This window comes from Bacillus sp. BD59S, from assembly GCF_007363175.1.
Taxonomy (GTDB): Bacteria; Bacillota; Bacilli; order Bacillales; family Bacillaceae_G; genus Bacillus_A; species Bacillus_A pacificus.
In genome coordinates, this window is record NZ_CP034686.1 from 5032301 (window position 1) to 5057039 (window position 24739).

Annotated in this window: 21 protein-coding genes and 2 pseudogenes; 13 read left to right on the top strand and 10 right to left on the bottom strand. The window is 33.7% G+C overall.

The annotated features are described in order from the left end of the window. Positions 1-98: 98 nt before the first annotated feature. On the top strand, positions 99-923 hold the full coding sequence (gene pdxK, locus EKQ63_RS28570) for a pyridoxine/pyridoxal/pyridoxamine kinase (protein ID WP_000174249.1): 825 nt from the start codon (positions 99-101) through the stop codon (positions 921-923). Between the two features lie 84 nt (positions 924-1007). On the opposite strand, the gene EKQ63_RS28575 is transcribed toward pdxK, so the two are convergent. From EKQ63_RS28575 to EKQ63_RS28615, 8 genes are all read right to left on the bottom strand, one after another. Next, positions 1008-2063: a GGDEF domain-containing protein gene (locus tag EKQ63_RS28575; RefSeq protein WP_143881722.1), complete on the bottom strand. Its 1056-nt coding sequence runs from the start codon at positions 2061-2063 to the stop codon at positions 1008-1010. A 143-nt stretch (positions 2064-2206) separates the two neighbouring features. After that, positions 2207-2410 (bottom strand): YbdD/YjiX family protein, encoded by a 204-nt coding sequence (locus EKQ63_RS28580; RefSeq protein ID WP_000919824.1) that lies wholly within the window; start codon positions 2408-2410, stop codon positions 2207-2209. Continuing rightward, positions 2403-4478 (bottom strand): carbon starvation protein CstA, encoded by a 2076-nt coding sequence (cstA, locus tag EKQ63_RS28585; RefSeq protein ID WP_087995288.1) that lies wholly within the window; start codon positions 4476-4478, stop codon positions 2403-2405. The genes EKQ63_RS28580 and cstA overlap by 8 nt, the downstream gene beginning before the upstream one ends. 121 nt (positions 4479-4599) lie before the next feature. Beyond that, positions 4600-5316, bottom strand: coding sequence for a LytR/AlgR family response regulator transcription factor (locus EKQ63_RS28590; protein ID WP_087955225.1), 717 nt, complete (start codon positions 5314-5316; stop codon positions 4600-4602). A gap of 264 nt (positions 5317-5580) precedes the next feature. Continuing rightward, complete coding sequence (locus EKQ63_RS28595) at positions 5581-6780, bottom strand: MFS transporter (RefSeq protein WP_087955226.1); 1200 nt, start codon at positions 6778-6780, stop codon at positions 5581-5583. Positions 6781-7074: 294 nt separating this feature from the next. Next, complete coding sequence (locus tag EKQ63_RS28605; protein WP_048553392.1) at positions 7075-7815, bottom strand: WecB/TagA/CpsF family glycosyltransferase; 741 nt, start codon at positions 7813-7815, stop codon at positions 7075-7077. Positions 7816-7836: 21 nt separating this feature from the next. Then, positions 7837-8946, bottom strand: a complete 1110-nt coding sequence (locus EKQ63_RS28610; RefSeq protein ID WP_190240626.1) for a glycosyltransferase family 4 protein — start codon at positions 8944-8946, stop codon at positions 7837-7839. Between the two features lie 95 nt (positions 8947-9041). Then, the gene (locus EKQ63_RS28615; RefSeq protein WP_048553387.1) at positions 9042-10514 is read right to left on the bottom strand and encodes an O-antigen ligase family protein; all 1473 of its coding nucleotides are present in this window, start codon (positions 10512-10514) and stop codon (positions 9042-9044) included. Between the two features lie 493 nt (positions 10515-11007). On the opposite strand from EKQ63_RS28615, the gene EKQ63_RS28620 reads away from it, so the two are divergent. From EKQ63_RS28620 to EKQ63_RS30775, 3 genes and pseudogenes are all read left to right on the top strand, one after another. Beyond that, positions 11008-11640: a trimeric intracellular cation channel family protein gene (locus EKQ63_RS28620; RefSeq protein WP_000924376.1), complete on the top strand. Its 633-nt coding sequence runs from the start codon at positions 11008-11010 to the stop codon at positions 11638-11640. Positions 11641-11890: 250 nt separating this feature from the next. Continuing rightward, positions 11891-12268 (top strand): annotated as a pseudogene (locus EKQ63_RS30770) (protoglobin family protein); the annotation flags it as partial. Further along, positions 12266-13072: a methyl-accepting chemotaxis protein gene (locus EKQ63_RS30775; protein WP_372460084.1), complete on the top strand. Its 807-nt coding sequence runs from the start codon at positions 12266-12268 to the stop codon at positions 13070-13072. The pseudogene EKQ63_RS30770 and the gene EKQ63_RS30775, both read left to right, overlap by 3 nt. Before the next feature lie 86 nt (positions 13073-13158). Here EKQ63_RS30775 and EKQ63_RS28630 read toward each other — a convergent pair whose 3' ends face one another. After that, entirely contained in the window at positions 13159-14472 is a 1314-nt protein-coding gene (locus EKQ63_RS28630) for an ArnT family glycosyltransferase (RefSeq protein ID WP_143881723.1), read from the bottom strand. 298 nt (positions 14473-14770) lie between these two features. Between EKQ63_RS28630 and EKQ63_RS28635 the strand changes: the two genes are divergently transcribed. The 5 genes from EKQ63_RS28635 to EKQ63_RS28655 all read left to right on the top strand — a co-directional run bounded on the left by EKQ63_RS28635 (position 14771) and on the right by EKQ63_RS28655 (position 19414). Next, positions 14771-15283, top strand: coding sequence for an acyl-CoA thioesterase (locus tag EKQ63_RS28635; protein ID WP_000412121.1), 513 nt, complete (start codon positions 14771-14773; stop codon positions 15281-15283). 212 nt (positions 15284-15495) lie between these two features. Beyond that, positions 15496-16224 (top strand): glycosyltransferase family 2 protein, encoded by a 729-nt coding sequence (locus EKQ63_RS28640; protein WP_000151538.1) that lies wholly within the window; start codon positions 15496-15498, stop codon positions 16222-16224. 6 nt (positions 16225-16230) lie between these two features. Continuing rightward, on the top strand, positions 16231-16581 hold the full coding sequence (locus tag EKQ63_RS28645) for a DUF2304 domain-containing protein (protein WP_001121772.1): 351 nt from the start codon (positions 16231-16233) through the stop codon (positions 16579-16581). A gap of 344 nt (positions 16582-16925) precedes the next feature. Further along, on the top strand, positions 16926-17906 hold the full coding sequence (locus tag EKQ63_RS28650) for a glycosyltransferase family 2 protein (protein ID WP_143881724.1): 981 nt from the start codon (positions 16926-16928) through the stop codon (positions 17904-17906). A gap of 95 nt (positions 17907-18001) precedes the next feature. Then, positions 18002-19414, top strand: a complete 1413-nt coding sequence (locus EKQ63_RS28655) for an oligosaccharide flippase family protein (protein WP_087995286.1) — start codon at positions 18002-18004, stop codon at positions 19412-19414. On the opposite strand, the pseudogene EKQ63_RS30415 reads toward EKQ63_RS28655, so the two are convergent. Next, positions 19403-19945: pseudogene (locus tag EKQ63_RS30415) on the bottom strand (short chain dehydrogenase); the annotation flags it as partial. The gene EKQ63_RS28655 and the pseudogene EKQ63_RS30415 sit on opposite strands and share 12 nt — an antisense overlap. A gap of 88 nt (positions 19946-20033) precedes the next feature. Here EKQ63_RS30415 and EKQ63_RS28670 point away from each other — a divergent pair. From EKQ63_RS28670 to EKQ63_RS28685, 4 genes are all read left to right on the top strand, one after another. Next, the gene (locus tag EKQ63_RS28670; protein ID WP_014481802.1) at positions 20034-21587 is read left to right on the top strand and encodes an ABC-F family ATP-binding cassette domain-containing protein; all 1554 of its coding nucleotides are present in this window, start codon (positions 20034-20036) and stop codon (positions 21585-21587) included. A gap of 93 nt (positions 21588-21680) precedes the next feature. Next, positions 21681-23132: an ArnT family glycosyltransferase gene (locus EKQ63_RS28675; RefSeq protein ID WP_087955233.1), complete on the top strand. Its 1452-nt coding sequence runs from the start codon at positions 21681-21683 to the stop codon at positions 23130-23132. Positions 23133-23333: 201 nt separating this feature from the next. Then, positions 23334-23717, top strand: coding sequence for a GtrA family protein (locus EKQ63_RS28680; RefSeq protein WP_000413286.1), 384 nt, complete (start codon positions 23334-23336; stop codon positions 23715-23717). Positions 23718-23753: 36 nt separating this feature from the next. Next, a complete protein-coding gene (locus EKQ63_RS28685; protein ID WP_087955234.1) occupies positions 23754-24725 on the top strand; it encodes a glycosyltransferase family 2 protein in 972 nt (323 codons plus the stop codon). Positions 24726-24739: the final 14 nt, after the last annotated feature.

The window sequence follows — 24739 nt, forward strand, 5'->3', positions numbered from 1 at the left end:
AACATAAATCATCTACTTTTCACTTTGTACTTATTCGTAACATTGATATAATGGTGAAAACATAGTTTTCATTATATCACCTGAGGGGGCTTTTCATAATGACATTAAATAAAGCACTTACTATCGCTGGTTCTGACACAAGTGGCGGTGCTGGTATACAAGCAGATTTAAAAACATTCCAAGAACTTGGTGTGTACGGAATGACATCTCTTACGACAATCGTAACGATGGATCCACATAACGGTTGGGCACATAACGTATTCCCAATCCCAGCTTCTACATTAAAACCACAATTAGAAACGACAATTGAGGGCGTTGGCGTAGATGCTTTAAAAACAGGTATGCTTGGATCAGTAGAAATTATTGAAATGGTTGCAGAAACAATCGAAAAACATAATTTCAAAAATGTAGTAGTTGACCCTGTTATGGTATGTAAAGGTGCTGATGAAGCATTACATCCTGAAACGAACGATTGCTTACGTGACGTTCTTGTTCCAAAGGCATTAGTTGTCACACCAAACTTATTTGAAGCTTACCAATTAAGTGGCGTAAAGATTAATTCTCTTGAAGACATGAAAGAAGCAGCGAAAAAAATCCATGCTTTAGGTGCTAAATATGTCCTAATTAAAGGCGGTAGCAAGCTTGGTACCGAAACTGCAATCGACGTCCTATATGATGGAGAGACATTCGACATTCTAGAATCAGAAAAAATTGATACGACAAATACACACGGCGCAGGTTGCACATATTCTGCTGCAATTACAGCAGAACTTGCAAAAGGAAAACCTGTGAAAGAAGCAGTAAAAACTGCTAAAGAATTTATCACAGCTGCTATCCGTTATTCATTCAAGATCAACGAATACGTAGGCCCAACACATCACGGTGCATATCGTAAATTCGTTGTATCAAAAGAACTTGTCTAACCTATAAATAAAAACACCCACAGAGTGTGTATTTTCCCTCTCTGTGGGTGTTTTTATTTATAAGCTCTTCTGGTCATCCTATCTTTAAGATGCGGAACTAACCTGATTTCTACCATTTCTTTTGGAGTAATATAATGCATCATCAGCAGCTTGAATAAATTGCTCTGGTGATTGTTCATATACTGAAATCCCTACTGAAACCGTAATTTTTATTTTTGTTCCATCTAACAATTGGAATGAATGTTTTTCAACAGCTGCGCGAACTTGTTCCCCCATACGCATTCCGTAAGCTAATCCCTTCTGCGGTATCAGAAGAGCGAACTCCTCTCCACCCTTTCGAAAAGCCAAATCTGGAAACGTTGAAACTTCTCTTAAAATACGACCTATTTGTTTTAACACTTCATCTCCTGCAGGATGCCCATACGTATCATTTACACACTTAAAGTGATCAATATCTATAAGTAGTAAACAAAGTGAATCATTTTTCATACGCTTATTACCAATATGATGATTCATTTCTAAATCAAACTGCCTTACATTTCCTAAACTTGTCAATGCATCTATCGTTGCATATTGCTTCATCTTTTGAAATAACTCATTGGATTGTAATACATAATTTGCGCTTATAAATGTGATATATGCTGCAACACTACTACAAACTAAATATAATGCTACTATAGACATATCCTTAAATAGCATAGAAAGTGGCACCGCTAAAATAAATAAACTATATACATTAAACCAGATCCATCTTGTAAACATAGAAACTTTCATCCGCCAAATGAAAGTAACTCCAATACCTATCAATACAATAGTATAACAAGCTAATTCAGAGGCTAAAGAGTACTCGGTTAACAATAATCGGGTAATTAAAATAATCGTAACTGTTATACTACTAGCTATCGGACCTCCGATTATAATTGCCAAAATAACCGCTAAATAACGTAGATCCAACATAATATTTTCTATATGTACACCAAAATACATTAACAGTACACTTAGTATTCCAGTAAGAATACCTACTACACATTTCTGCCAAAAAGAGAACCCTTCTTCTAACGGTTTATCTCTTAAAAGCTGACCTCCAACAAAAATAAAGGAAAGAATAATTGTTGTGTTTACAAATAAGTCCTTTAACATAAAATAATCTCCCTACTTTTCTATCTATCCTTTTCCTTATTTTATTGTATACGAAATACCTATAATTCCCAAAGATTTTTATTTTTTTGCTGTTCCACGTGAAACAGCAAAAAAATAAAAAGGACGAAAATTCGTCCTTTTCACTAACAACAGCGCGAGATTTTTCCGCCCTTTGCATTAAACCTTGCTTCTTGCGCTTCTGCAAAAAATTGTTTTTGACATACAACTTCTTCTTCTGGATGATGCTTTTTCATATGCTCTACATATGTTTCATAGCTTGGTACCCCAACAAGTAAGCTAATAAAGTGTTTCCTTTGTCCCCATACTTGCCGTAGTCTTTTAAGCATAGTTTCTCGACTCACTTTCATCTCTAGGGATATATGGTGCCTCTTTTAGCGGCATCGGCTTATTTCTTAATACTTGAATCCAAATTCGAATTGCAGAAATTAATACAGCGATTACAACGATCATAAAAATCCCACAAAGTGCCGCATCAATATAATCATTGAAAATAATTTGCTTCATTTGGGCAACATTTTTAGCTGGCGCTAACACTTTCCCTTCATCTAATGCTCCTTGAAACACCTTTGCGTGGGATAGAAATCCTATTTTAGGGTTTTCATGAAATAGCTTTTGATAACCCGCTGTCATCGTTACAATAAGCAATCCGACAGTTGGAATAAGCGTCACCCAAACATATGCCTTTTTTCCCATTTTGAATAAAATTGTCGTTCCAAGTAATAATGCAATACCTGCTAACATTTGATTTGCAATACCGAAAAGTGGCCATAATGTATTAATTCCACCAAGTGGATCAACTACCCCTTGATATAAGAAATAACCCCATCCTAATACACATAACGTTGTAGCTATTACATTCGCTAATGTAGAATCCGTTTGCCCAAATGGCTTATACACATGCCCTAAAATATCTTGAATCATAAATCGGCCGACACGCGTTCCAGCATCAATTGTTGTTAAAATGAATAGCGCTTCAAAGAGAATCGCAAAATGATACCAAAATGCCATCATGGCCGTTCCACCTATTACTTGTGAGAAAATATATGCCATACCTATCGCTAACGTTGGCGCACCACCTGTACGTGATAAAATCGTTTGCTCTCCAACGTTTACAGCGAGATCTTTTAGTTCATTTGGTGTAATAGCAAATCCCCATGAGGAAATAACTTGAGCTGCCTGCGAGACATCTGTACCGATAAGTGCTGCAGGACTATTAATTGCAAAATACGTTCCCGGTGTTAATACACAAGCTGCAATCATCGCCATGGCCGCTACAAACGACTCCATTAACATTGCTCCATAACCGATTGGCTGTGCGTGTCCCTCTTGCTCAATCATCTTCGGCGTCGTACCTGATGAAACAAGAGCATGGAATCCAGACACTGCACCACAAGCAATAGTAATAAATAAGAACGGGAATAAGTTTCCAGAGAACACAGGACCAGTTCCATCAATAAATTTCGAAACTGCTGGCATTTGTAAATCTGGTGCTACAATTAAAATACCGATTGCTAATCCTACAATTGTTCCGACTTTTAAAAATGTACTTAAATAATCACGTGGTGCTAAAAGCATCCAAACTGGTAATGCCGATGCGATAAATCCATATACAATAAGCATAATAGCAATTGTTTCTCCGCTAAACGTGAACATGCTTGCAAGCGCTGGATTTTCCGCTACATACTGCCCTCCAATAAGAGACAGTATAAGTAGGATAATTCCGATTACTGAACCTTCACCAACTCGTCCGGGCCTAATGTAACGCATATATACTCCCATTAAAATAGCAATAGGAATCGTTGCTGCTATCGTAAACATTCCCCAAGGGCTTCCGACAAGCGCCTTTACTACTACTAATGCTAATACTGCTAATAAAATAATCATAATGCCTAAAATACCAATCATTGCAATAAGTCCTGTAACAGGACCAATCTCATCTTTAATCATTTCACCGAGAGATTTACCATTACGTCTCATCGAAGCAAATAAAATAACAAAATCTTGCACAGCTCCAGCGACAACTACCCCTACAATAATCCATATTGTCCCTGGCAAATATCCCATTTGTGCCGCCAAAATCGGTCCTACTAAAGGCCCAGCCCCAGCGATTGCTGCAAAATGATGCCCAAATAATACCCATTTATTTGTCGGAACATAATCTTTTCCATCATTTAATGTATGAGCTGGCGTTTGCCGATTATTATCTAAACCGAATACCTTTCTGGCTATAAATCTACTATAAAAACGATAAGCAACTGCATACACACATACCGCAGCTACTAAGAGCCATACAGCATTAATAGTTTCACCTTGTGATAAAGCTATTACACCAAAAGCACCGGCTCCTACTGCTGCAATAACTCCCCAAAGTAAAATCGACTTCAATGTTCTCACATACAATCCCCCCAATACTATTTCTTAGTGGGATTGTACTAAATTTTCTGAATATTTAATTTGAATCCTCCCTATCATGAAGGATTTTTAGTTTATCATGTTAAAAACTTCGCATTATCTGCTATAATTCAATTTTATTTCGAAGTCGTTTCACATAATTACGACTTACTGGAATCGGTTGCTCATCATATTTATCTAAATACAGATTATATGTGCCATTATAGTAAGGCTTTAACTCTTGTACATATGACATATTAATTAAATAACTTTTATGCACACGTAAAAAATCATATGCATTTAGCTTATTTTCTAGCTCCTGGAGTGTATATGTTGAAATATACTGATTATTTGTTGTATAAATTGAAACTGTTTTGTTTTCCTTGTTTTTGCTTACATATACAATATCTTCAGGGAAAATATACCGAATCCCTTCTTGACCTTCTATCGGTAGTTTACGCAAATAGCTCTTTGCTTTCTCACCTTGCTCTTTAGCCATTCTATATAAAAGGAATTGCAAATCTTCCTCGCGAAATGGGCGTAGTAAATAATAAACTGCTTGAAAACGAAACGCTGTAATGGATTCTTCTATATCTTCACCCATAAAAATAAATTTCGTATAACAATTTACTTCCCGTAATAAACTCGCATATTCAAAACCCGTTCCATCTAGTAATTTTGAATTTAAAAAAACAAAATCTGGTGTATGCTTCTTCATCATAAATAATGATTCTGTTCCTGTATTTGCTTCAAAACATTCTACATTCCTTATATTTTCAATAAATTTTTCAGCTAAACTTTTTCGCTCTTCTGCATCTTCCATAATCAGTAAAATTTTCATTTGTTCAACCACCTAATTCTTTTGTCCGTATGTCCTGTTGTATACATTCGCTTTTATAAGGAACATTCCCTTTTTCTTACTATACCATTATTTATCTAAAAAAACAGAAAAAAGGGAACCATCATGGTTCCCCTGCCCTTTTATTCCGTTATTTGTAGGCAGTAAAACCCACTGAATGAGAAAACATGAGCTCTTAGTTTTACTACTCTAAAACATAATTGGTACGGGCCAATAATGAGATCACTTACCGATTAAAGTTTTACCTTATACTAATTCTCGTTGTTTCGTTTCTTGCCCAAGTATAATTACAGCAAATACGCCTATTAAAATTGATCCACAGAAAATCGTAAATATTAGTGATAGTGAAGCCTGTGAAGCCACTAAATATCCTACTAATAGCGGTCCAAGAATACCACCAATACGACCGAATGCTGCCGCCATCCCTGCACCTGTACCACGAATAACTGTTGGGTATTGTTCAGGTGTATAGGCATATAATGCACCCCAAGCACCTAAATTAAAGAATGATAGTAACATGCCTGCTACGATTAATACCGTTAATGACTCTGCCACTCCAAATAAGTAAGCACTGCAAGCTGTACCAATTAAATACGTAACTAAAACAAACTTACGACCAAGACGTTCAATAAACCAAGCAGCCGTGAAATAACCTGGCAATTGAGCTAACGTCATAATAAGTACGTATTGGAAACTTTTTATTAAACTAAATCCTTTTAATACCATTACACTAGGTAACCAAAGGAACATGCCATAATAGGAGAAGACAACAGAAAACCATAAAATCCATAACATAATTGTTGCCTTACGATATTCCCCAGACCAAACTGACTTTATATTTTCGATAACGGATGGCCTTTTTTCAACCTTTTGGAATCTTGGAGAATCCGGTAAATTCCATCTTAAATATAAAGCATATAGCGCTGGAACCGCACTCAATATCATCGCAACTTCCCAACCATATTTCGGTATAACAAAATACGAGATAAGAGCTGCGATTAGCCATCCACCTGCCCAAAAACTTTCTAATAGCACAACTATTTTGCCACGTTCATGTGCTTCAACACTCTCCGATACCAATGTAGAAGCAACTGGAAGTTCTCCACCAAGCCCCATACCAATTAAAAATCGTAAAACAAGGAACATAGCAAGTGTCGTCGTTAAAGCCGTTAAACCACTACCGATAGAAAATAATAATAATGTAATAATAAAGACTGATTTCCGCCCTATTTTATCTGATAGTATTCCAAAAACGAGCGCCCCGACCGCCATACCAATTGAATTAATGCTGCCTATCCAGCCCATTTCTTGCGTACTTAATCCCCAATCTTTTTGCAATGCTACCATTACAAATGAAAGCATTCCAACATCCATTGCATCAAATAACCATCCAAGCCCCGCTATACCAAGTAGCTTTCGCTTCGAAATTTCTTTCACCTTGCCCACAAGAAGTCCTCCTTACACAGCTGTCTTTACACATCATTTTACATGTGTGAATTGTATAAGTAAAATACTTTCGTGTAAAAAATTCTCCTTCATCATTCCCAAAAAGTAAAATACTTATCCGACTATTTGATGGCAGTAAGACCCCTCACCTCAAAATTCAGCTGAAGCAAAGGCGGACAGATAAAAAAAAAAATGGCCATTAAACACTCGATTAGTGAGGGTCCGCAATCGGTAGTAGATGAATAAAAACTCACTTTATTAAAAATGGACAAATAAAAAAGTAGCGATAGAACGCTACTTTTTTGAACGCATGACTTCTTTTAAAAATTCCGCTAATACTAACTGACGACGCCAACGCGTTGGATTGCTACATAATCTATAAAACCACTCTAAATGGATCGCTTGAATCCATTTTGGTGCACGTTTTACCTCTCCAGCCCATACATCTAAACTTCCGCCTACTCCAACAGCTATTTTCGTTTCTAAACGATGCTTATTCGTTTGGATAAAGTTCTCTTGTCTCGGGAAACCAAGTGCAACAAGCAATAAGTCTGGTTTTGCCTTTTGAATACGAGAAACAATATTCTCTTCTTCTTCTTGTTTAAAATACCCATCTTGTATACCCACAATAGATACAGCTGAATACGTCTTCGTTAAATGATCTGCTGCAGCTTGTACAACATGCGGTTTTGCACCTAATAAGAAAACTGATACTGGTTTACTGTCTTCTGATAACGCCGCAAGTAAATTACACATTAAATCAAAACCTGCTACACGTTCCTTTACAGGTGTACCTAACATACCACTTGCTTTTACGACTCCAATACCATCAGGTGTAATTAAATCTGCATTTAATAATGTTTGATGGAATGCTTCATCCTTTTTTGCACACATAACAATTTCAGGATTTGCTGTTACTACCTGAAAAGTATGTGTTCGCTCCACTTCTAGTTGTTCTTTTAAATATTGGACCGTTTCATCCATTGTCATTGTAGAAAAAGGAACGCCTAGAATATCAACTGTTTGTACTGCCATAGTTAACTATCCTCTCTATCATTACAAGTTTTTCGCTATTAATTGCTTATATGTTTCCTTTGTATCTTCATATAGTTTTTGAAGTGAGAAGTTCATAATAGCATGCTCATAAATATGTTTCCCCATTGCTGCTAATTCTCCAGTTTTCCACTTATCATACGCTTCTTCTAAAGCTAATGCTAATGCCCTTCCATCATCTGTTGGCACAATCCATCCGTACGTTTCATCTACAATTAATGGTTCAATTTCTCCAGCCCTAGTTACAATTGATGGTACGCGTTGATTTGCCGCTTCTAATAAAACTAGTGGGAACCCTTCACTATGGGAGGTTAATAAATTCACATGTGACGACGCAAATAATTGTTTTACATCTTGACGATGCCCTAAAAACTCAACTTTATTATTAACCCCTTTTTCAGTAGCCAATGACTTTAGATTTTCTTCTAACGGGCCATCGCCAACTAACAATACTTTAATTTTCTCTAATTTTGTTCGTTGTAACGCATCAAATAGAACTTCATGTCCTTTCACAGGATGCAATCGTGCTACTTGGATTGCCGTAAATACATCTTCATCAATATTGAACATTTCTTTTTTATTATAACCTTCTGCTTTTTCCTTATCGTATTCAATTCCATTATAAATAACATGCATCTTTTCATTAGAAATACCTAAAGCAGCTAAACTTTTCTTTAATCTATTTGTTACAACAAAAAATAAATCTACATTTTTTAAGGCTTTCAAATTTAATTTCGTAAAAATCCAACCTTTTAAGCCTTGTTTAGTAAAGTCTTCAAATGGATCACTATGAATAGTTGTTACCCATTTTGCCGTTATTCTCTTTTTCATTAAAGAAACATAGAAATTAGCCCTAGGACCATGCGTATGAACTATATCAAATTTTTCATTATTAATGAATTCGCTTATATTCTTTAAAATAGATAAATCATAGCGGGATTTTTGTGAAAACACATGGACTTTTATCCCTAACTCTCTTGCTTCTTTCGCAACAATTCCATCTTCAAATACCGCTAATTCTACTTCACCAGTTGGAAACTGATCGAGAAGTGAAATAATATGTGTTTTCCCTCCCCCATCTTCTGCTCCTGCATTCATATGCAATATCCTCATATTTTTTCCTCCTTTAAATCCTCGCTACATTTCCATCTATCTTTATTTTACTGTACTAAAAAATAAAAGCTAACAAAAGTTAGCTTTTATTTTGATCATTCAATTTCTAAGTCTACAATTAGATAAGCTAACACCACTACAAAATAAATCCCAACTCCTGGTGCTGTTAAAATATGTCCTGCAATATAAGCAATACCTAATGCTAACAATAAGCTTGCTGCAATCATTCCATATTTTATATTAAATATCTCTTTAAACCTTGTAATAAATACTAGTAGGATTCTTAAGCCGTAATAAATAAATGGAATCATTAGTAATGCAAAACCAATAATCCCAAAGTCATAAAACCAATCGTGGAAGTCCATTTCAATTAGCTTTGGATCTGGCTGCTTTTGTTCATTATATTTAAAATTACCTGCATAACCCATTCCTAATAACTTTTGTGACATTGGCGCTTCTTTAAAGAACTGCTTATGTCTTTCTTCATATACTTGACGTCCGCTGAAAATAAGGTTTTCTTGATTTTCTTTCTTTTGCTCTTTCTCAAGCTCTTTCTTAACTTCCTCTTCTATCTTCGCCTTTTCTTCTGGCTTTTCACCTTTATGATGAGTTTCTTCTTTTGCTTTAAGTTCTTGCTCTTTTTTCAGCTTCTCTTTAATTTCTTTTTCTTTTTGACCTTGCTGTGCTACATTTTGCTCTGATAAATAGTTATTGTGAATACCCATATTTTGTGCTAATGGTGTCTGTTTAAACGTTCCAACTACACCAGCTAATAGGACAATAGCAATTACTGCATTAAGCGCAAGGGATTTTTTGTTCGGATTTTTTCTATTAAATAATAATTGTAGTACAATGATCCCGATTGCTGCCGCTAACGTAGCACCAATTGAGCCCATTCCTACTTTCGTACCGACCTGAATTAATGAGTAAATCATTAAAAGCGATGGAATCCAATATAAAACGTGTTTCCAGCTCTTTGTTTTTTGAATAGAATATAGTACCACAATAGGGAAAATAATAGCTAAGATTGAACCTAGTTCATTCCCTGCATAGAACCAACCTCGAGAACCCACCTTCATCCATTCATAACTACCAAAGTCAGTAGATGTTGAAATAGAAATAACCATAATTGCGTTAATGATTAATGTAGAATATACAATACTATTTCGAACCTTATCACTAATATTAACTTTCTTTTTCAGTGATTTTAAAGCTAAAATGTATGATCCCAGCATGATATATATATATAATGCTTTCGCAACGAATTTAACTTCTTCACCAAGTACAATAGGATCCTTAACTAGTTTGTTATTAATAAATCCTACCCCTAAAACTCCGGCTAATAATATAAGATAAATTAAAAACTTTCTATTTCCCTTCTCTTTTGCCTGAATTAAAATGTAAATACCACCAACAGCCATAATAAGGAATCTTACTAAAATTCCAACGGTAGCACTTGACTTTAATAAAGTGATGCTAAGAGACGTTAATAAATCTAAAACAGGCTGTAAAATAATAAAAAAGAGCAAAAAACGCTCAAATCTAACCCTAGCTTGATTTGCTAACATTCCAAGACCTCCATACAAAATCTTAACATTATCTTTTAATCATAATTTTTTATCATTCAAACACACCTAGCAATTATAACATAACTCATATTCAAATCGAGAACTATTTTTCCGGCTAAAACTAGCAAGGACAAGTATTAATCAGTAATAGAAATTACTGTCCTTTCGCTATACTCCCTATTTTTACAAAAGCTATCTAACAACCATCCCCTTATTTTTGTCAGTATATACATATTTTTTTATCATTTTATACAGATGTAAACAGCATACCTAACATTGTAACATTTTACCAAATAGGTAGCATCAAAAAATGTAAAATTAATCTTTTCATATCTTTTTCAAATTACTTTATAGCTATTTTCCAAACATTTTCAAACGCTTTCTTTATGTATTTTATCCGTTTTTCTACATGTAGCGAAAAGTAATTGTTATTTCCAATACTTTAGTGTATATTTTTTCTCTGGAACATCTTTAAGAGGAAGGGATTAAGGCCATGTTATTAATCGATATATTTACGTTTCTTGGCATTATCGCCGCTGCCATTTCTGGTACATTAGTTGGTTTAAAAAAAGATTTAGATTTATTCGGTGTCCTTTGTTTAGCTGTAGCTACTGCGCTCGGCGGCGGTATTATTCGTGATATTATGATCGGTAACCTGCCTCCCGTCGCATTTGTTAAACCCATTTACTTTTTCGTAAGCGTATTATCAGCATTATTTACTTGTATGTTTTTTGAGCGTATCAATAAACTTCAAGTTGTTATTATGCTTTCTGATGCTGTTGGCTTAGGCGTTTTTACAGCTATTGGTGCAAATGCGGCAATGTCACATCATGTTGACGCCTCATTTTTAGTTGTTTCAATGGGAGTCATTACAGGTATTGGAGGCGGTATTTTGCGTGACATTTGCGCTCAAGATATCCCCTACGTATTCCGAAAAGAAATTTACGCCATCGCTTCTATTTTAGGGGCAATTAGTTTCCTAATCACATATGCAATGGGGGCACACGTATTGGCTTTCTATGTTTGTTTATTAGTAACATTCATTATTCGTGTTGTCACTGTCATATATAATGTACATTTCCCAGTTTTCTTTAAAACACATGCTAAAATTAATAAAGGTCATTAAGAGAATTCTATATGGAATTCTCTTAATTTATATACTATTCTACACACTAATATAGAGTAATTGCATATAAAAATATATAATTATATTAGAACCAAAAAATGAAAACGCTTTACAAACAGGGGGAAGAACGATGCTTGGGGTTTTTAAAAAACATAACAATAAAACAAACGTAAGTATACTTGAATTAAGTAAGAATCAACAAATCACTTTTAACGTTCCTACTAATTCTGAACTGAAAATTCAAATGGATATGCTACATATTTCAAAAGAAGATTTACAAATCGTAAAGGTACTACAGCCTTTTATTTATGAAGAAATTGATTGGATTACTGAAAAATTCTATTTCAATATTACAAAACAGCCTAATTTAATTACGATTATCGAACGTTATAGCTCTATTCCAAAACTAAAGCAAACTTTAAAAACACATATAAAAGAATTATTTAGCGGAGATATGCATGAAGACTTTATTGAACAACGTGTTAGAATTGCAAAAAGACATGTACAAATTGGGTTACATAGAAAATGGTATACTGCCGCTTATCAAGAATTATTCCGCTCTATCATAAAGATTTTAAAAACGAAAATTACAACAATTGACGATTTTTCTTATTCTATAAACGTAATAAATAAATTATTTACTCTTGAACAAGAACTCGTTATTGCGTCTTATGAATCTGAATATGAAAGAATGCAAAAAGAACTTGAAAAAGAAAAAGAAATAACAGCTATGACCATTACGCATATTGCAACAGAACTAGCATCTGTATCTGAAAAAACAAGCGCTTCTATTCAGCAGTTAACCGCTAAATCTGAAACGATTGTAGAAATTGCTAAAACAGGTACGTCATTAGCTACAACATCAGAAGAAAAAGCAAATAAAGGTAAAGAACAATTAAATGAGCAAAATAAACGAATGGAATACATTCAAACGAACATGGAAACGATTATTACAGATACACATGAACTTCTCGATATTTCTAACAAAATTAACGAAATTATAGATATTGTAAAATCAATTGCCGAGCAAACAAATTTACTCGCACTAAACGCAGCAATTGAATCTGCGCGTGCTGGGGAATTTGGCAAAGGCTTTTCTGTTGTAGCTGGAGAAATTAGAAAGTTATCAGAGCAAACGAAAGAATCTATATTTAACGTTACAAAGCTCGTTGAAAAAACAAATGAACAGATTGTTCGTGTCTCTTCTTCCGTGAAACAAATTAGCTCTCTCGTATCTGAAGGAACTGATAGTATGTCTGCAACGGACCAATACTTCCAAGAAATCGTAAAAGACATGTCTAACTCAAAAGAACAGAATAAAAAAATTGAAAATGAGTTAGAAACCATTTCACAAGTAATGAAAGGAATTCAAGACGATTCCTCAAAAATGGCTCTAACAGCTGATAGTTTACAACTAGAACTGAACCGATAGAGCGATTATGTCAGTAGAGATTCTTTATCTCTACTAGCTCTTAGTATTCATCTTCCATCAAAAAAAGAATCCGAATTGGATTCTTTTTATTTTCTAAAGAATATTTTTTGACAATATACATAACTCATATAAACACCAAAGCTTTGCAAAATAAACAATGCTGGCACAATAAGATTATAATATGCCATATCGACTTGGAAGAGCTTTAACAATACGTATCCACTAATTAACAATAAGAACAACATATATCCCTCGTTTTGTTGTTTCTTAATAAGAAAGTGTAATAAAGCGATAGACATAAACAATGTTACCGCTGTATATATCAGTTTTTCATATTTGAAAAGGGTAGAATTTATCCCCTCATCTGAAAACTGATTTATCACCGGTTCTAAAAGTTTAAATCTTTCTCCCTCAATCTCTTTTAACTTTTGATCAATATGCTCTGTTACACTTTGATTTTTCGATACTTTTTCCTCACGTTGCGTTTTTCCAATTAAGACAGATTGAACATACGTCTCATTCGTAATCGTATATTGTGACAGTCCCATTGTCTTAATTCCATAATTCACACTAAAATGAGCACTATAAAACAGAATAAGTATCCCTATCGTCTTTAGTAACACTTTTTGTTTCGTTGCTGATTGAAACACTTCAATTAATAATACATATATCGTGATAAAAATAGGAAGAAATAATCCCACTGGGAAAATCATATTACTACATGCAAATAAAATTGCTGAAAACACCCACATATAAGGATGATCTAATCCTTTATATAAAAGTATGTAGCAAGCAAAATAAAATAAAAATATTGCAAGTGACTCATGAGTTACTACGGAACTCATGAATATATTTGGAATATACAGAGCATAAAATGTGGAAGCAATACGACCGCATCCTTCCCCAAAAACCATTGCCGCAATACGATAAATAAAAAATGCAGTTCCTGCGCAAAATAACACATTAAATAGTTGTAAAGCAAATAATGTATCACCAAATATACGAATAATTACTGACTCATATATAATAAACGGCAAATGAGTTACAGTCCCTATATTATTACCAATTGCAATCTCCTTTGCAGACTCATACATCACTTTCATATCACCAATTATTGGAACGTCTACAAATAACAGCATACTAAGCCTCACAACTATAGATATACTTATAAGAAAAATAAAAAATTGTTTGTCTGTAAAACGATATTGTAAAATTGATGCCACTAACAAAATGAGTATGACGAAAATTGCCAATATGATTGTTACACTTGTTGTACTTCCTCCAAAAAATTGCTTACTCGTCTCAAATGCTGTCCAACAACTATAAACAAAAAATGCGAGCATCGCACCGATCGTAATTTTATTGAAGAAAGATGAAAAATTTGTTTGTATATGATTCATATGTCCATTGCACCTCTATTTCCATTCATAACAAAACGATTCTATCATGAATGGGTACACGGCTGATAGGGAATTTCTATGACAAATACATAGTCATTACTTTTTACTTGCAATGTAAGCGAATCCTCTTTTACACTACATTTTAGATAAAATAAATTTTCTTTCAGTTACATGAATACAAATACAGAAGTTTAAATAATCCTCTTTTGGAATACGCTTTACTTTATTAAATATCTAATATGAGTAATCCAATTACACATATTATTCTGATTGAAAACAGACTATAGGGGCTGAATATATGGAAAAGAAATTCATGCGAGAATCAAAAGCAATTAAAACAACACGTGTTTTTCCTAACGATTTAAATAATCACCAAACACTGTTTGGAGGGAAATTATTAGCAGAAATTGATAGTATTGCTTCAATTGCGGCTGCAAGACATAGTCGTAAACATTGCGTAACAGCATCTATTGATTCAGTTGATTTTTTAACTCCAATTCACCAAGCTGATTCTGTTTGTTATGAAGCATTTGTATGTTATACAGGGAAATCTTCAATGGAGGTTTTCGTAAAAGTAATCGCAGAAAATTTATTAGCAGGCGAGCGTAGAATTGCCGCCACTTGCTTCATTACATTTGTGGCAATAAAAGATGGAAAACCTTCGTCCGTACCACAAGTACTTCCTGAAACTGAGGAAGAACATTGGTTACACACAACCGGTTCAGAACGCGCGGAAAATAGAAAAAAAGGACGTTTAAAAAGTAAAGAAATGGCTGAGGTTTTAACTTTAAATAAACCTTGGAATATTTAATACGATACTCTTCCATATACATGCATAGGTTCTTTCTTCCTTGCATGTATTTTTTATACAAAACATTCCCTCTTATCCTTTGATTCTCAATCTGTTCTCTTAAATCATGCACCAGCTTTTCCTTTATTTTGTTATACTGTTAATGGTATATTAAATAAAGTTCGTTTAAAAATAACCATAATATGATTAAGTATATAAGGGATGGTGCGGTAATGACTATTGAAGTACCAATTTCAATACCAAAAACGTTAATTATTATTCCAGCGTATAACGAGGAAGAGGCAATTGCAGATACATTAACAAGATTATTAAAACTAAAACAGCATTTTACTGGATTAAGCATTTGCGTTATTAATGATGGATCACACGATAAAACAGCTCAAATCGTAAAAGAATTTCCTGTTCACCTTGTGAATTTACCGTATAATCTAGGTATTGGCTCAGCTGTACAAACTGGATATAAATACGCATATGAGAATGGATATGATATTGCGATTCAGTTCGATGCTGATGGACAACATAACCCCGATGATTTATATAAAATTATAAAGCCTATCGCTGAAGATGAATGCGATATGGTACTAGGGTCACGTTTTACAGAAAAAACAGCATATAAAGGTAGTATTTCCAGAAGAATCGGTATTTTTTATTTTACTGCCCTATTGAAAGTACTAACAAAACAAACATTTATGGATCCAACTTCTGGATATCGTGCTATCAATCGAGAAGTAATTACAATTTTTGCACACAATTATCCAAAAGATTATCCAGAACCAGAAGTTCTTATTCATTTAAAAAAGAAAAAACTTCGCATTAATGAAATATCTGTAAATATGCAAGAGCGACAAGGTGGACAATCTTCTATCACACCTTTTAAATCTGCATATTACATGATTAAGGTAAGTCTTGCTATATTGATGCAAAAAATCGTGAAAGGTTGATAATAAATGCCTATAATTACCTTTTCATTCATCTTTATTTTATTATTATTATTATTAATTATTAATTCTATTCGTCGCGGAACTTTAGAAACGAAATATGCTGTTTTGTGGATTTTTGTTTGTATTGCAATGGCTATTTTAAGTTCTACCGATAAAATTATAAACTGGATTGGAAAACTATTAAAAGTAGAATATCCCCCTTCCATTTTATTTTTATTTGGATTATTATTCTGTTTCATCTTAATTTTTGACCTAACAAGAAAAATTTCTAAACAACATCATCAACTTGTAACATTAACGCAAGATTATGCGTTACTAAAGCAAAAATTACATGCAACTGAGCCAGACAAAGACTAACCTAATAGTTCAAAGCCAATATAAAAAAACCTCTTAATTTATTTCAAAAATTAAGAGGTTTTTTATTCTCAATGATCATTTATTCCCCTTCACAATCGTTATGATAAATACATCCTACTTACTAACTAAATAAAAATAGTATAAAGAAGAATTTATATGCAATAAACATATTAAAGCTGTTTGAAATACGAAAATTAACCATAAGCCACCACCTTTTTAATAGAAAGTTGATTTACAAAGTTTATATGCGTTAAAATTATACAGATGTTCTTGTAATCTTCTTCCTTTCAAAAGGCTTGTATATATGGTGCAAGACATAAAAAACTTGAGGAGATAAAAATTCTATGATGGAGCAAAAACAACTTGTTTCTGTTGTCATACCTCTGTATAACACGGAAAAATATATTGAAGAAACGATGCAATCAATATTAGATCAAACATATAAAAACATCGAAATTGTAATTGTAGATGATGGGAGTAAAGATCAGTCACCTTCTATCGTAAAAAATCTTGCTGAAAAATACCCAGGGCAAGTAAAATACGTTCATCAAAAAAACCAAGGCGTTTCAGTAGCCCGTAATACAGGTATGGAAAATGCTAGCGGAGAATATGTCGCTTTCCTTGATAGTGATGACTTATGGCATCCAACTAAAATTGAGAAGCAAGTCGAAAGTCTGCATAAAAACGAAATGGACGCGTGCTATTGTGGTTATATGAATTTCTACGAAGAAACAGGCGAGAAGGTTGAACATACAACAAACTTTATTAAAGGTGATATGACAAAAGCATTCCTTACACATCAAGTTGTTGCTCAAACAAGTACTTGGATTTTCAAAAGATCTATCGTAATAGATCATAACATTCGTTTTACACCAGGATGTAGTTGGGGCGAAGACTTGGAGTTTTTATTTAAACTTATGAGTGTGACAAATGTATGTTATGTCGATGAATACTTAACATATTACAGAATCTTATCAGAAGGAAATCTTTCTTCTAAATATAAAGATTATGAATTAAAAACGGCAAAAGAGCTGGAAGTATTCAATCGTATGAAAGACTGGATACATAATAAATCTCAAGATTTCATTACAAAAGACCCTCAGTCACTTATTGAGATTCTTGAGACTTATTTATTTCCTTATACAGTCATCAATAACTCTTGTATATATATTAAAGAAAACTCTCAATTAGATAAATCACAAGTTCAATTAATCAAAAAAGATATAAAGAAATATTGCCGTAAAATCTATTCAAAGAATGGAAAGCGTAGTAAAAAACTATATGCAATGCTTTGGTTTGTACGAATTAAATTTCTGTTTTCTTAAACTGAAAATATAACGATACTCTCTTTCTGTGAACAAATCAAAATTACAAATAGGACGAGCTAACCGGGTCCTAAAGAATAGAAAGGTCTTTTCTCATGAAAACAAATAAAATTCTAAAAAATGCATCCTACCTCTTTGTAGGAAACATTACTGTTCGTTTTGTACTGGCTATTGCAACAATTCTCTTTGCAAGATATGTTTCACCAGATGAGTACGGGATGTTTACAGTTGCATTAGCAGTTTCCGCTGTCATTTGCTATTTTACGGATGCAGGTTTGACACATACGTTTATGCGTGAAGGAACAAGAAGCAACGCTAACATTAGCGTATTAATAAGCAGTTATTTACGAATTCGTTTAGTATTAGCTATCGTAATTTCTGTGCTCTTCGCCATTTTCGCTCAGTTCTTCTACACCGATGCTTACTTACGTGCCATGGTATATTGGGTCGTACTACCAACCATGTTTGGAGCTACTTTACAAGGGGTTGGGATGGCCTATTTCCAAGTAACAGAGCGTATGCAATTCACAGCGATTATTTCTGTACTACAAGGTGTGACGGCCGCAGCCGCTCTTCTGCTAGGGATGTCATTTAAATGGTCACTTATGATGGTTGCTGCTATGTACGGAATATCTAGCCTTGTAACAGGAGTCATTGCCTTTATAATGACAATCCGCTATACAACAATTCATAAGGGTTGGAATAAAGGCATTTTAGATCAATTACTTATTTTCACAGTCAATGGCGTTATCATTATGCTTTTACCGCAGTTAGGTCCTATTATCTTAGAAAAAGTTTCAACGAAAGCACAAGTTGGATTCTTTGGGGCCGCCTATAAAATACCTGCTGTACTTTACCAAATACCTGGTGTAATTGCAGCAGCCTTTTATCCAAAATTGTTTGCTTTTGGAAACGAAAATAATATTGATGAACATAGAAAGCTATCTCAATTCGAATTAAAGCTTATGTCTTTCTTAGGGATGGGAATTTCTATCCCGTTTATTGCCGATCCAAGTTTTTGGATTGTAACTCTATTAGGTGAAAAATATGCACCAGCTGGTGATGCCCTTGCAATTTTAGCCTTTATGGTCATTTTACAATCTATCAACTATCCGCTTGCTGATAATTTAACAACAGCTGGTCAACAATGGAAACGTGCAACAACTATGGCAATTGGATTAGCTGTCGCTATCATAAGTTACATCATATTAGGTAGCCAATTTGGAATGATGGGAGCTGCTGTAGCTGCTATCCTTACTGAGATTACATTATTAATCGGATTTTCATTATTCGTTCGTAAAGGATTTTCATTGCTATTTAAAGGAATAATATTCAATACACTAGCATTTATAATTAGTTATGCAATATACCGCACAGTACTAATTAGCTTACCACCACTAGTAGCTTTAGTACTTACTGGTATATTGTATGGCATTATTGGCCTTGCAATTGATCCACAAATACGTAGATTAATTTTAGGGTTTGTAAATAAAAAGCTAGGTAGATAAACAATAACAAGGCAAGCTTCTAAATTGTAAATAGAAGCTTGTTTTTTTACTTATATACAATTCCCCTTCATAATAAGAAGTTCTAGGTACAACCCCAATATATTTCTCGTACTTCTCTCCACTTAATACAACTGGTTTTTCCGTCAAATATAGTATTTCCACAAATTCTTTCATCTGCTTATCAAACAGACCAATGAACTGGATCATTCCTCTTTTTACAGTTATTATTCGTTTGGTATATCCCGTTAATTCCCGTATGTGTTAAATCAATTCCTCACCTGTAATGGCACCATAACCTGATATGTTCCAATTTTGTCCATAGGCCTCGTCATGTGAAGCTAATTCAACTATTGCTTTTGCACCATCTGGTGTAAAAATATATTCACGGGCGATCTTTTTATCTCCAACAAAGCTAGACATTTTATTTGCAAGTATTCCTTTTAATGTATGATGGACAAGTGTGTTTTCTGCATTTGGACCATAAAAGTCTGGGAAATGAGCAATAAACATTCGTACATTGGCTTGTTTTGAAAATATATACATTTTGAAATGATGGCATTATATGAAAGAATTTAGTATCATGATTCAAGGTACTATTTCAAGTTGGACGGAGGATACTATGAGCTTATTAACAGTTGAAAAATTAGGACATACATTTGGCGATCGTACATTATTTAAAGATGTATCTATGCGATTACTAGCAGGTGAACACGTTGGATTAGTTGGTGCAAACGGCGTTGGTAAATCAACATTTATGAATATCATTACTGGTCAACTTATTCATGACCAAGGTCGTGTAGAATGGACACCGGGCACACATTACGGCTACTTAGATCAGCATACTGTTTTAACGCCTGGACGTACAATTCGTGACGTACTGGCGGATGCATTTTTACCGTTATTCGAAAAGGAAAAAGCTTTAAATGAAGTTACAGAAAAAATGGGAACTGCTACACCAGAAGAGCTAGAAGAACTTCTTGAGCAAATGGCAGAAATACAAGATGCACTTGAAGCAGGTGGTTTCTATTTACTAGATATGAAAATTGAAGAGGCTGCACGTGGTCTTGGAATTGATGCGATTGGTTTAGATCGTGATGTTTCAGCACTAAGCGGTGGACAACGTACAAAAGTATTGCTTGCAAAGCTATTACTTGAACAACCAGAAGTGTTATTACTTGATGAACCTACTAACTATTTAGACGTTGAACATATTCATTGGTTAACAAATTATTTAAAAGAATACCCACATGCATTCTTATTAATTTCTCATGATACGGAATTTATGAACAAATGTGTTGATGTTATTTTCCATCTAGAATTCACAAAAATGACACGCTATACAGCGACATATGAAAAATTCCTAGAACTAGCAGAAATCAATAAAAATCAACATATAAACGCTTATGAAAAGCAGCGCGAGTTTATCAAAAAGCAAGAAGATTTCATTGCAAAGAACAAAGCCCGTTATTCAACAACAGGTCGTGCAAAGAGTCGTCAAAAACAACTTGATCGCATGGAACTTATTGATCGCCCGGAAACAGCAATTAAACCTGAATTCTCATTTAAAGAAAGTCGTGCAAGTAGTCGCTTCGTCTTTGAAGGTGAAAATGTAGAAATTGGATATACACATCCGCTACTACCAAAGCTATCAATGACAATTGAACGCGGTGAAAAAATTGCTATCGTTGGATGTAATGGTGTTGGTAAATCAACGTTACTAAAAACAATTTTAGGTAAAATTAAACCTTTAAGTGGTAAAACGAGTCTTGGTGACTTCTTAGAGCCAGCATACTTTGAGCAAGAAGTTAAAGCTGATAATATAACACCAATTGATGATGTATGGAATACATTCCCTGGCCTAGACCAGCATCAAATTCGTGCGATGTTAGCAAAATGCGGATTAAAAAATGAACATATTTCTCGCCCATTAAGTCAATTAAGTGGTGGAGAACAAGCAAAGGTTCGTTTATGTAAGCTAATGGGTGAAGAAAGTAACTGGCTACTATTTGATGAGCCGACAAACCATCTTGATGTTACAGCAAAAGCGGAACTTAAGAAGGCTATGAAAGCATATAAAGGAACAATTCTTCTTGTATGTCACGAACCGGACTTTTATGAAGATTGGATTACAAAGGTTTGGAACATAGAAGAATGGGCACAACAAAACTCTTAATTACCTAAACCTGCCCTTTATACTGTAACTTAACGTACAAAGGGCAGTTAAGTTGAATCAGTAATAAATTTTGATAAGGGGTTTTCAAATATTATGGAAAGTACGTTCTCTCTCAAACTTAATACGTTTTTTGTGAAATTTTTATTAGTACTATGTCTAATTATTTCTGGTGCTATCACATGGCATTCGGTAGCAGTGATTAAAGAACATGATGATACTAGCCTCTTAGTTTTAGTACCAGTCCTTATTCTAATAGGTCTTGTATTTTTACTTTTTGGCTATATTTCTAATAAATATATGTCAAAATTGACATTTTCTATCTCACTAATCATTTTGGCTTTTTCTATTCGATTAATTTGGGTGCTCAATATTCAAACCCCTGTAGAAACAGACTTTGCAATGATGTACCATAGCGCTATACAAGCTGCTAAAGGAGACTTTAGTTTCGCACAAAATACTTATTATACTTCATGGGTTTACCAACTTGGATTTACAATGTACCAAGCCTTTATTATTAAGTTATTTGGCGAAGGGACGTTTCTCTTAAAATTTTTAAATATAATCTATTGTACAGGAACAACATTACTAATTTATAAAATAACTTCTTATATATTTAATGAGTGGTCTGGACGAATAGCTGGATTACTATATGCATTTTATATACCAAGTATTGTATTGAGTTCTGTACTAACAAATCAACACCTTGCTGTATTTTTATTTTATCTAGGCTTCTATTTATTAATTACAAAAGGCCTAAGCAATAAGTATACGTGGATTTTTATAGGAGCTATCCTAGCTTTAGGAGACATCATGCGTCCACTTGGTGCTATAATCTTAATTGCAATAACTATATATGTCTTTTTACAAGGTATATTAGGAAAATCCAGAAAAGAAATTTTTACTTCTGTAAAAAAACTTGGTGGCATTTTGATTGTATTTTTCCTTTTACATCAAATTGTAAGTTATTCATTTATATATTCCGGAATCACACAATACCCTCTATCTAATCGTGATCCGCTTTGGAAATTCACAGTAGGATTTAATCATGAAACAAAAGGGAGCTATTCTGGTACAGATGCGGAATATATTATGTCCCTTAAACTTGGCGAAGAACGAACTGCGGCCCAAAAAAAGCTAATTCAAGAGCGACTATCTGATCCACAGAAGGTTTTATCTTTATTTGGGGATAAATTTGTACTCATGTGGGCAGATTATGACTCCGCACCATTATGGAGCCTAGTAACATTGGAAAAGACAGATAAGGATATGGTGTCATTAAAAGAGGATCTTACAAAATATGAAAAGTATATGTATACTGCGGCTATGATATTTGGCACATTATCACTCCTTTATCTCATCCTAACTAAACAAAATAAAACACATTACACTCTATTTTTATTACTAATAATTGGTTACGTAGCTATTCATTTCTTAATCGAATACCAAACAAGGTACCGATACTTCATTATCCCTAGCTTTACAATAATTCAAGGCTACGGAATATATATTTTTTATAGTCTAATATCGAAAAAGAAATTCTCATAAAAAGAAAATAAGAAACTACCTTTCAAAATATTTATAATTGCCCTCAATTTTACTTATAATTTACATTTTGAGGGCAATTTTTTCATGATTAATTTCATTTAAAACTTGAAAATATGGTATAATTTTTATTTGTTGTATACGAATAACACTTCTATATTTTTTGTTTTACTTATATATTATTATAAACATGAGGATATTATTATGGAAAAACTCTTAAAGTTTGGCTTAGTAGGGATCTTTAATACACTCATTACAATTATTAGCTTTTGGATATTATTAAAATTTGGTATGAACTACCTTATTGCGAATACCATTGCCTATTCAATTGGTGTTGCCAATAGCTACTATTGGAATAAAAATTGGGTGTTTAAACCTAATAATAAAGGCTCGTCAATGTTCTTTAAATTTCTAACTGTAAATTTAATTGTATATGCTTTTAATACATTATGTTTATTTATATTAGTAAATAAACTTACCTTTAATGCATTAATTGCACAGATCTTCGCAATTGGTTTCGGAATGGTTATAAATTTTGTCCTCAATAAAATTTGGACATTCAACCAAACTAAAAAGGTGACTAATTAAATTTTAACAACTAATTAAAAATACGGAGGATGCAACATGCAAAAATTAATTTCGGTTGTAGTTCCTATGTACTTCGAGGAAGAAGTAGCACAAGAATGTTATAACCGTTTAAAGTCCGTTATGCTTCAAAATAACATTAATTACGAGTTTGTCTTTGTAAACGACGGTAGTACAGATCGCACAATGGAAATCTTATCTGAGATTGCAGCAAATGATTACCGTACAAAAATTGTTAATTTCGCACGTAACTTTGGTCACCAAGTAGCTGTTACAGCTGGTATTGCTGCTGCAAAAGGTGACGCTATTGTAATTATAGATGCAGACTTACAAGATCCACCTGAAGTTATTCCTGAACTTATTGCAAAATGGGAAGAAGGATATGAAGTTGTTTATGCAAAACGTAAGCAACGTAAAGGTGAAACTTGGTTCAAACTTTTAACAGCTAAGTATTTCTATAGATTCTTAAACTACATGTCTGATATCGATATCCCAAAAGATACTGGTGATTTCCGAATCATCGACCGTAAAATAGCTGATGTTTTTAATCAAATGACTGAGCGAAATCGCTTCATCCGCGGTATGATGTCTTGGGTTGGCTTCCGCCAAACGTATGTTGAATACGAACGTGATGAGCGCTTTGCTGGTGAAACAAAATATCCATTAAAGAAAATGATTAAATTTGCATCTGACGGCATTATTGCATTTTCAACAAAGCCATTACGCATCGTTATGTCTTTAGGTTTATTATCAGTTCTTATTTCTATAATTGTCTTACTATATACAATTACTGTGAAAGTCTTTGGACATGGCACGCAAACAGGTTGGGCGTCCATTATGGTTGCTATTACATTCTTTAGCGGTATTCAATTACTTGGTCTTGGAATCGTTGGCCAGTATATTGCTCGTATTTATGACGAAAGTAAAAACCGTCCGATTTATATCGTAAAAGAAACAATTAACATTGATGAAGAAGAGACTGCACCGAAAAAAGAAAAAGTGAATGCATAATAAAAAGGTAACAA

Bases quoted from the DNA above. Each gene is read 5' to 3' on its own strand.
- pdxK (WP_000174249.1), top strand. From the start codon at position 99: ATGACATTAAATAAAGCACTTACTATCGCTGGTTCTGACACAAGTGGC.
- EKQ63_RS28575 (WP_143881722.1), bottom strand. From the start codon at position 2,063: ATGTTAAAGGACTTATTTGTAAACACAACAATTATTCTTTCCTTTATT.
- EKQ63_RS28580 (WP_000919824.1), bottom strand. From the start codon at position 2,410: ATGCTTAAAAGACTACGGCAAGTATGGGGACAAAGGAAACACTTTATT.
- EKQ63_RS28590 (WP_087955225.1), bottom strand. From the start codon at position 5,316: ATGAAAATTTTACTGATTATGGAAGATGCAGAAGAGCGAAAAAGTTTA.
- EKQ63_RS28605 (WP_048553392.1), bottom strand. From the start codon at position 7,815: ATGGCAGTACAAACAGTTGATATTCTAGGCGTTCCTTTTTCTACAATG.
- EKQ63_RS28610 (WP_190240626.1), bottom strand. From the start codon at position 8,946: ATGAGGATATTGCATATGAATGCAGGAGCAGAAGATGGGGGAGGGAAA.
- EKQ63_RS28615 (WP_048553387.1), bottom strand. From the start codon at position 10,514: ATGTTAGCAAATCAAGCTAGGGTTAGATTTGAGCGTTTTTTGCTCTTT.
- EKQ63_RS28620 (WP_000924376.1), top strand. From the start codon at position 11,008: ATGTTATTAATCGATATATTTACGTTTCTTGGCATTATCGCCGCTGCC.
- EKQ63_RS28630 (WP_143881723.1), bottom strand. From the start codon at position 14,472: ATGAATCATATACAAACAAATTTTTCATCTTTCTTCAATAAAATTACG.
- EKQ63_RS28635 (WP_000412121.1), top strand. From the start codon at position 14,771: ATGGAAAAGAAATTCATGCGAGAATCAAAAGCAATTAAAACAACACGT.
- EKQ63_RS28640 (WP_000151538.1), top strand. From the start codon at position 15,496: ATGACTATTGAAGTACCAATTTCAATACCAAAAACGTTAATTATTATT.
- EKQ63_RS28645 (WP_001121772.1), top strand. From the start codon at position 16,231: ATGCCTATAATTACCTTTTCATTCATCTTTATTTTATTATTATTATTA.
- EKQ63_RS28650 (WP_143881724.1), top strand. From the start codon at position 16,926: ATGATGGAGCAAAAACAACTTGTTTCTGTTGTCATACCTCTGTATAAC.
- EKQ63_RS28655 (WP_087995286.1), top strand. From the start codon at position 18,002: ATGAAAACAAATAAAATTCTAAAAAATGCATCCTACCTCTTTGTAGGA.
- EKQ63_RS28670 (WP_014481802.1), top strand. From the start codon at position 20,034: ATGAGCTTATTAACAGTTGAAAAATTAGGACATACATTTGGCGATCGT.
- EKQ63_RS28675 (WP_087955233.1), top strand. From the start codon at position 21,681: ATGGAAAGTACGTTCTCTCTCAAACTTAATACGTTTTTTGTGAAATTT.
- EKQ63_RS28680 (WP_000413286.1), top strand. From the start codon at position 23,334: ATGGAAAAACTCTTAAAGTTTGGCTTAGTAGGGATCTTTAATACACTC.
- EKQ63_RS28685 (WP_087955234.1), top strand. From the start codon at position 23,754: ATGCAAAAATTAATTTCGGTTGTAGTTCCTATGTACTTCGAGGAAGAA.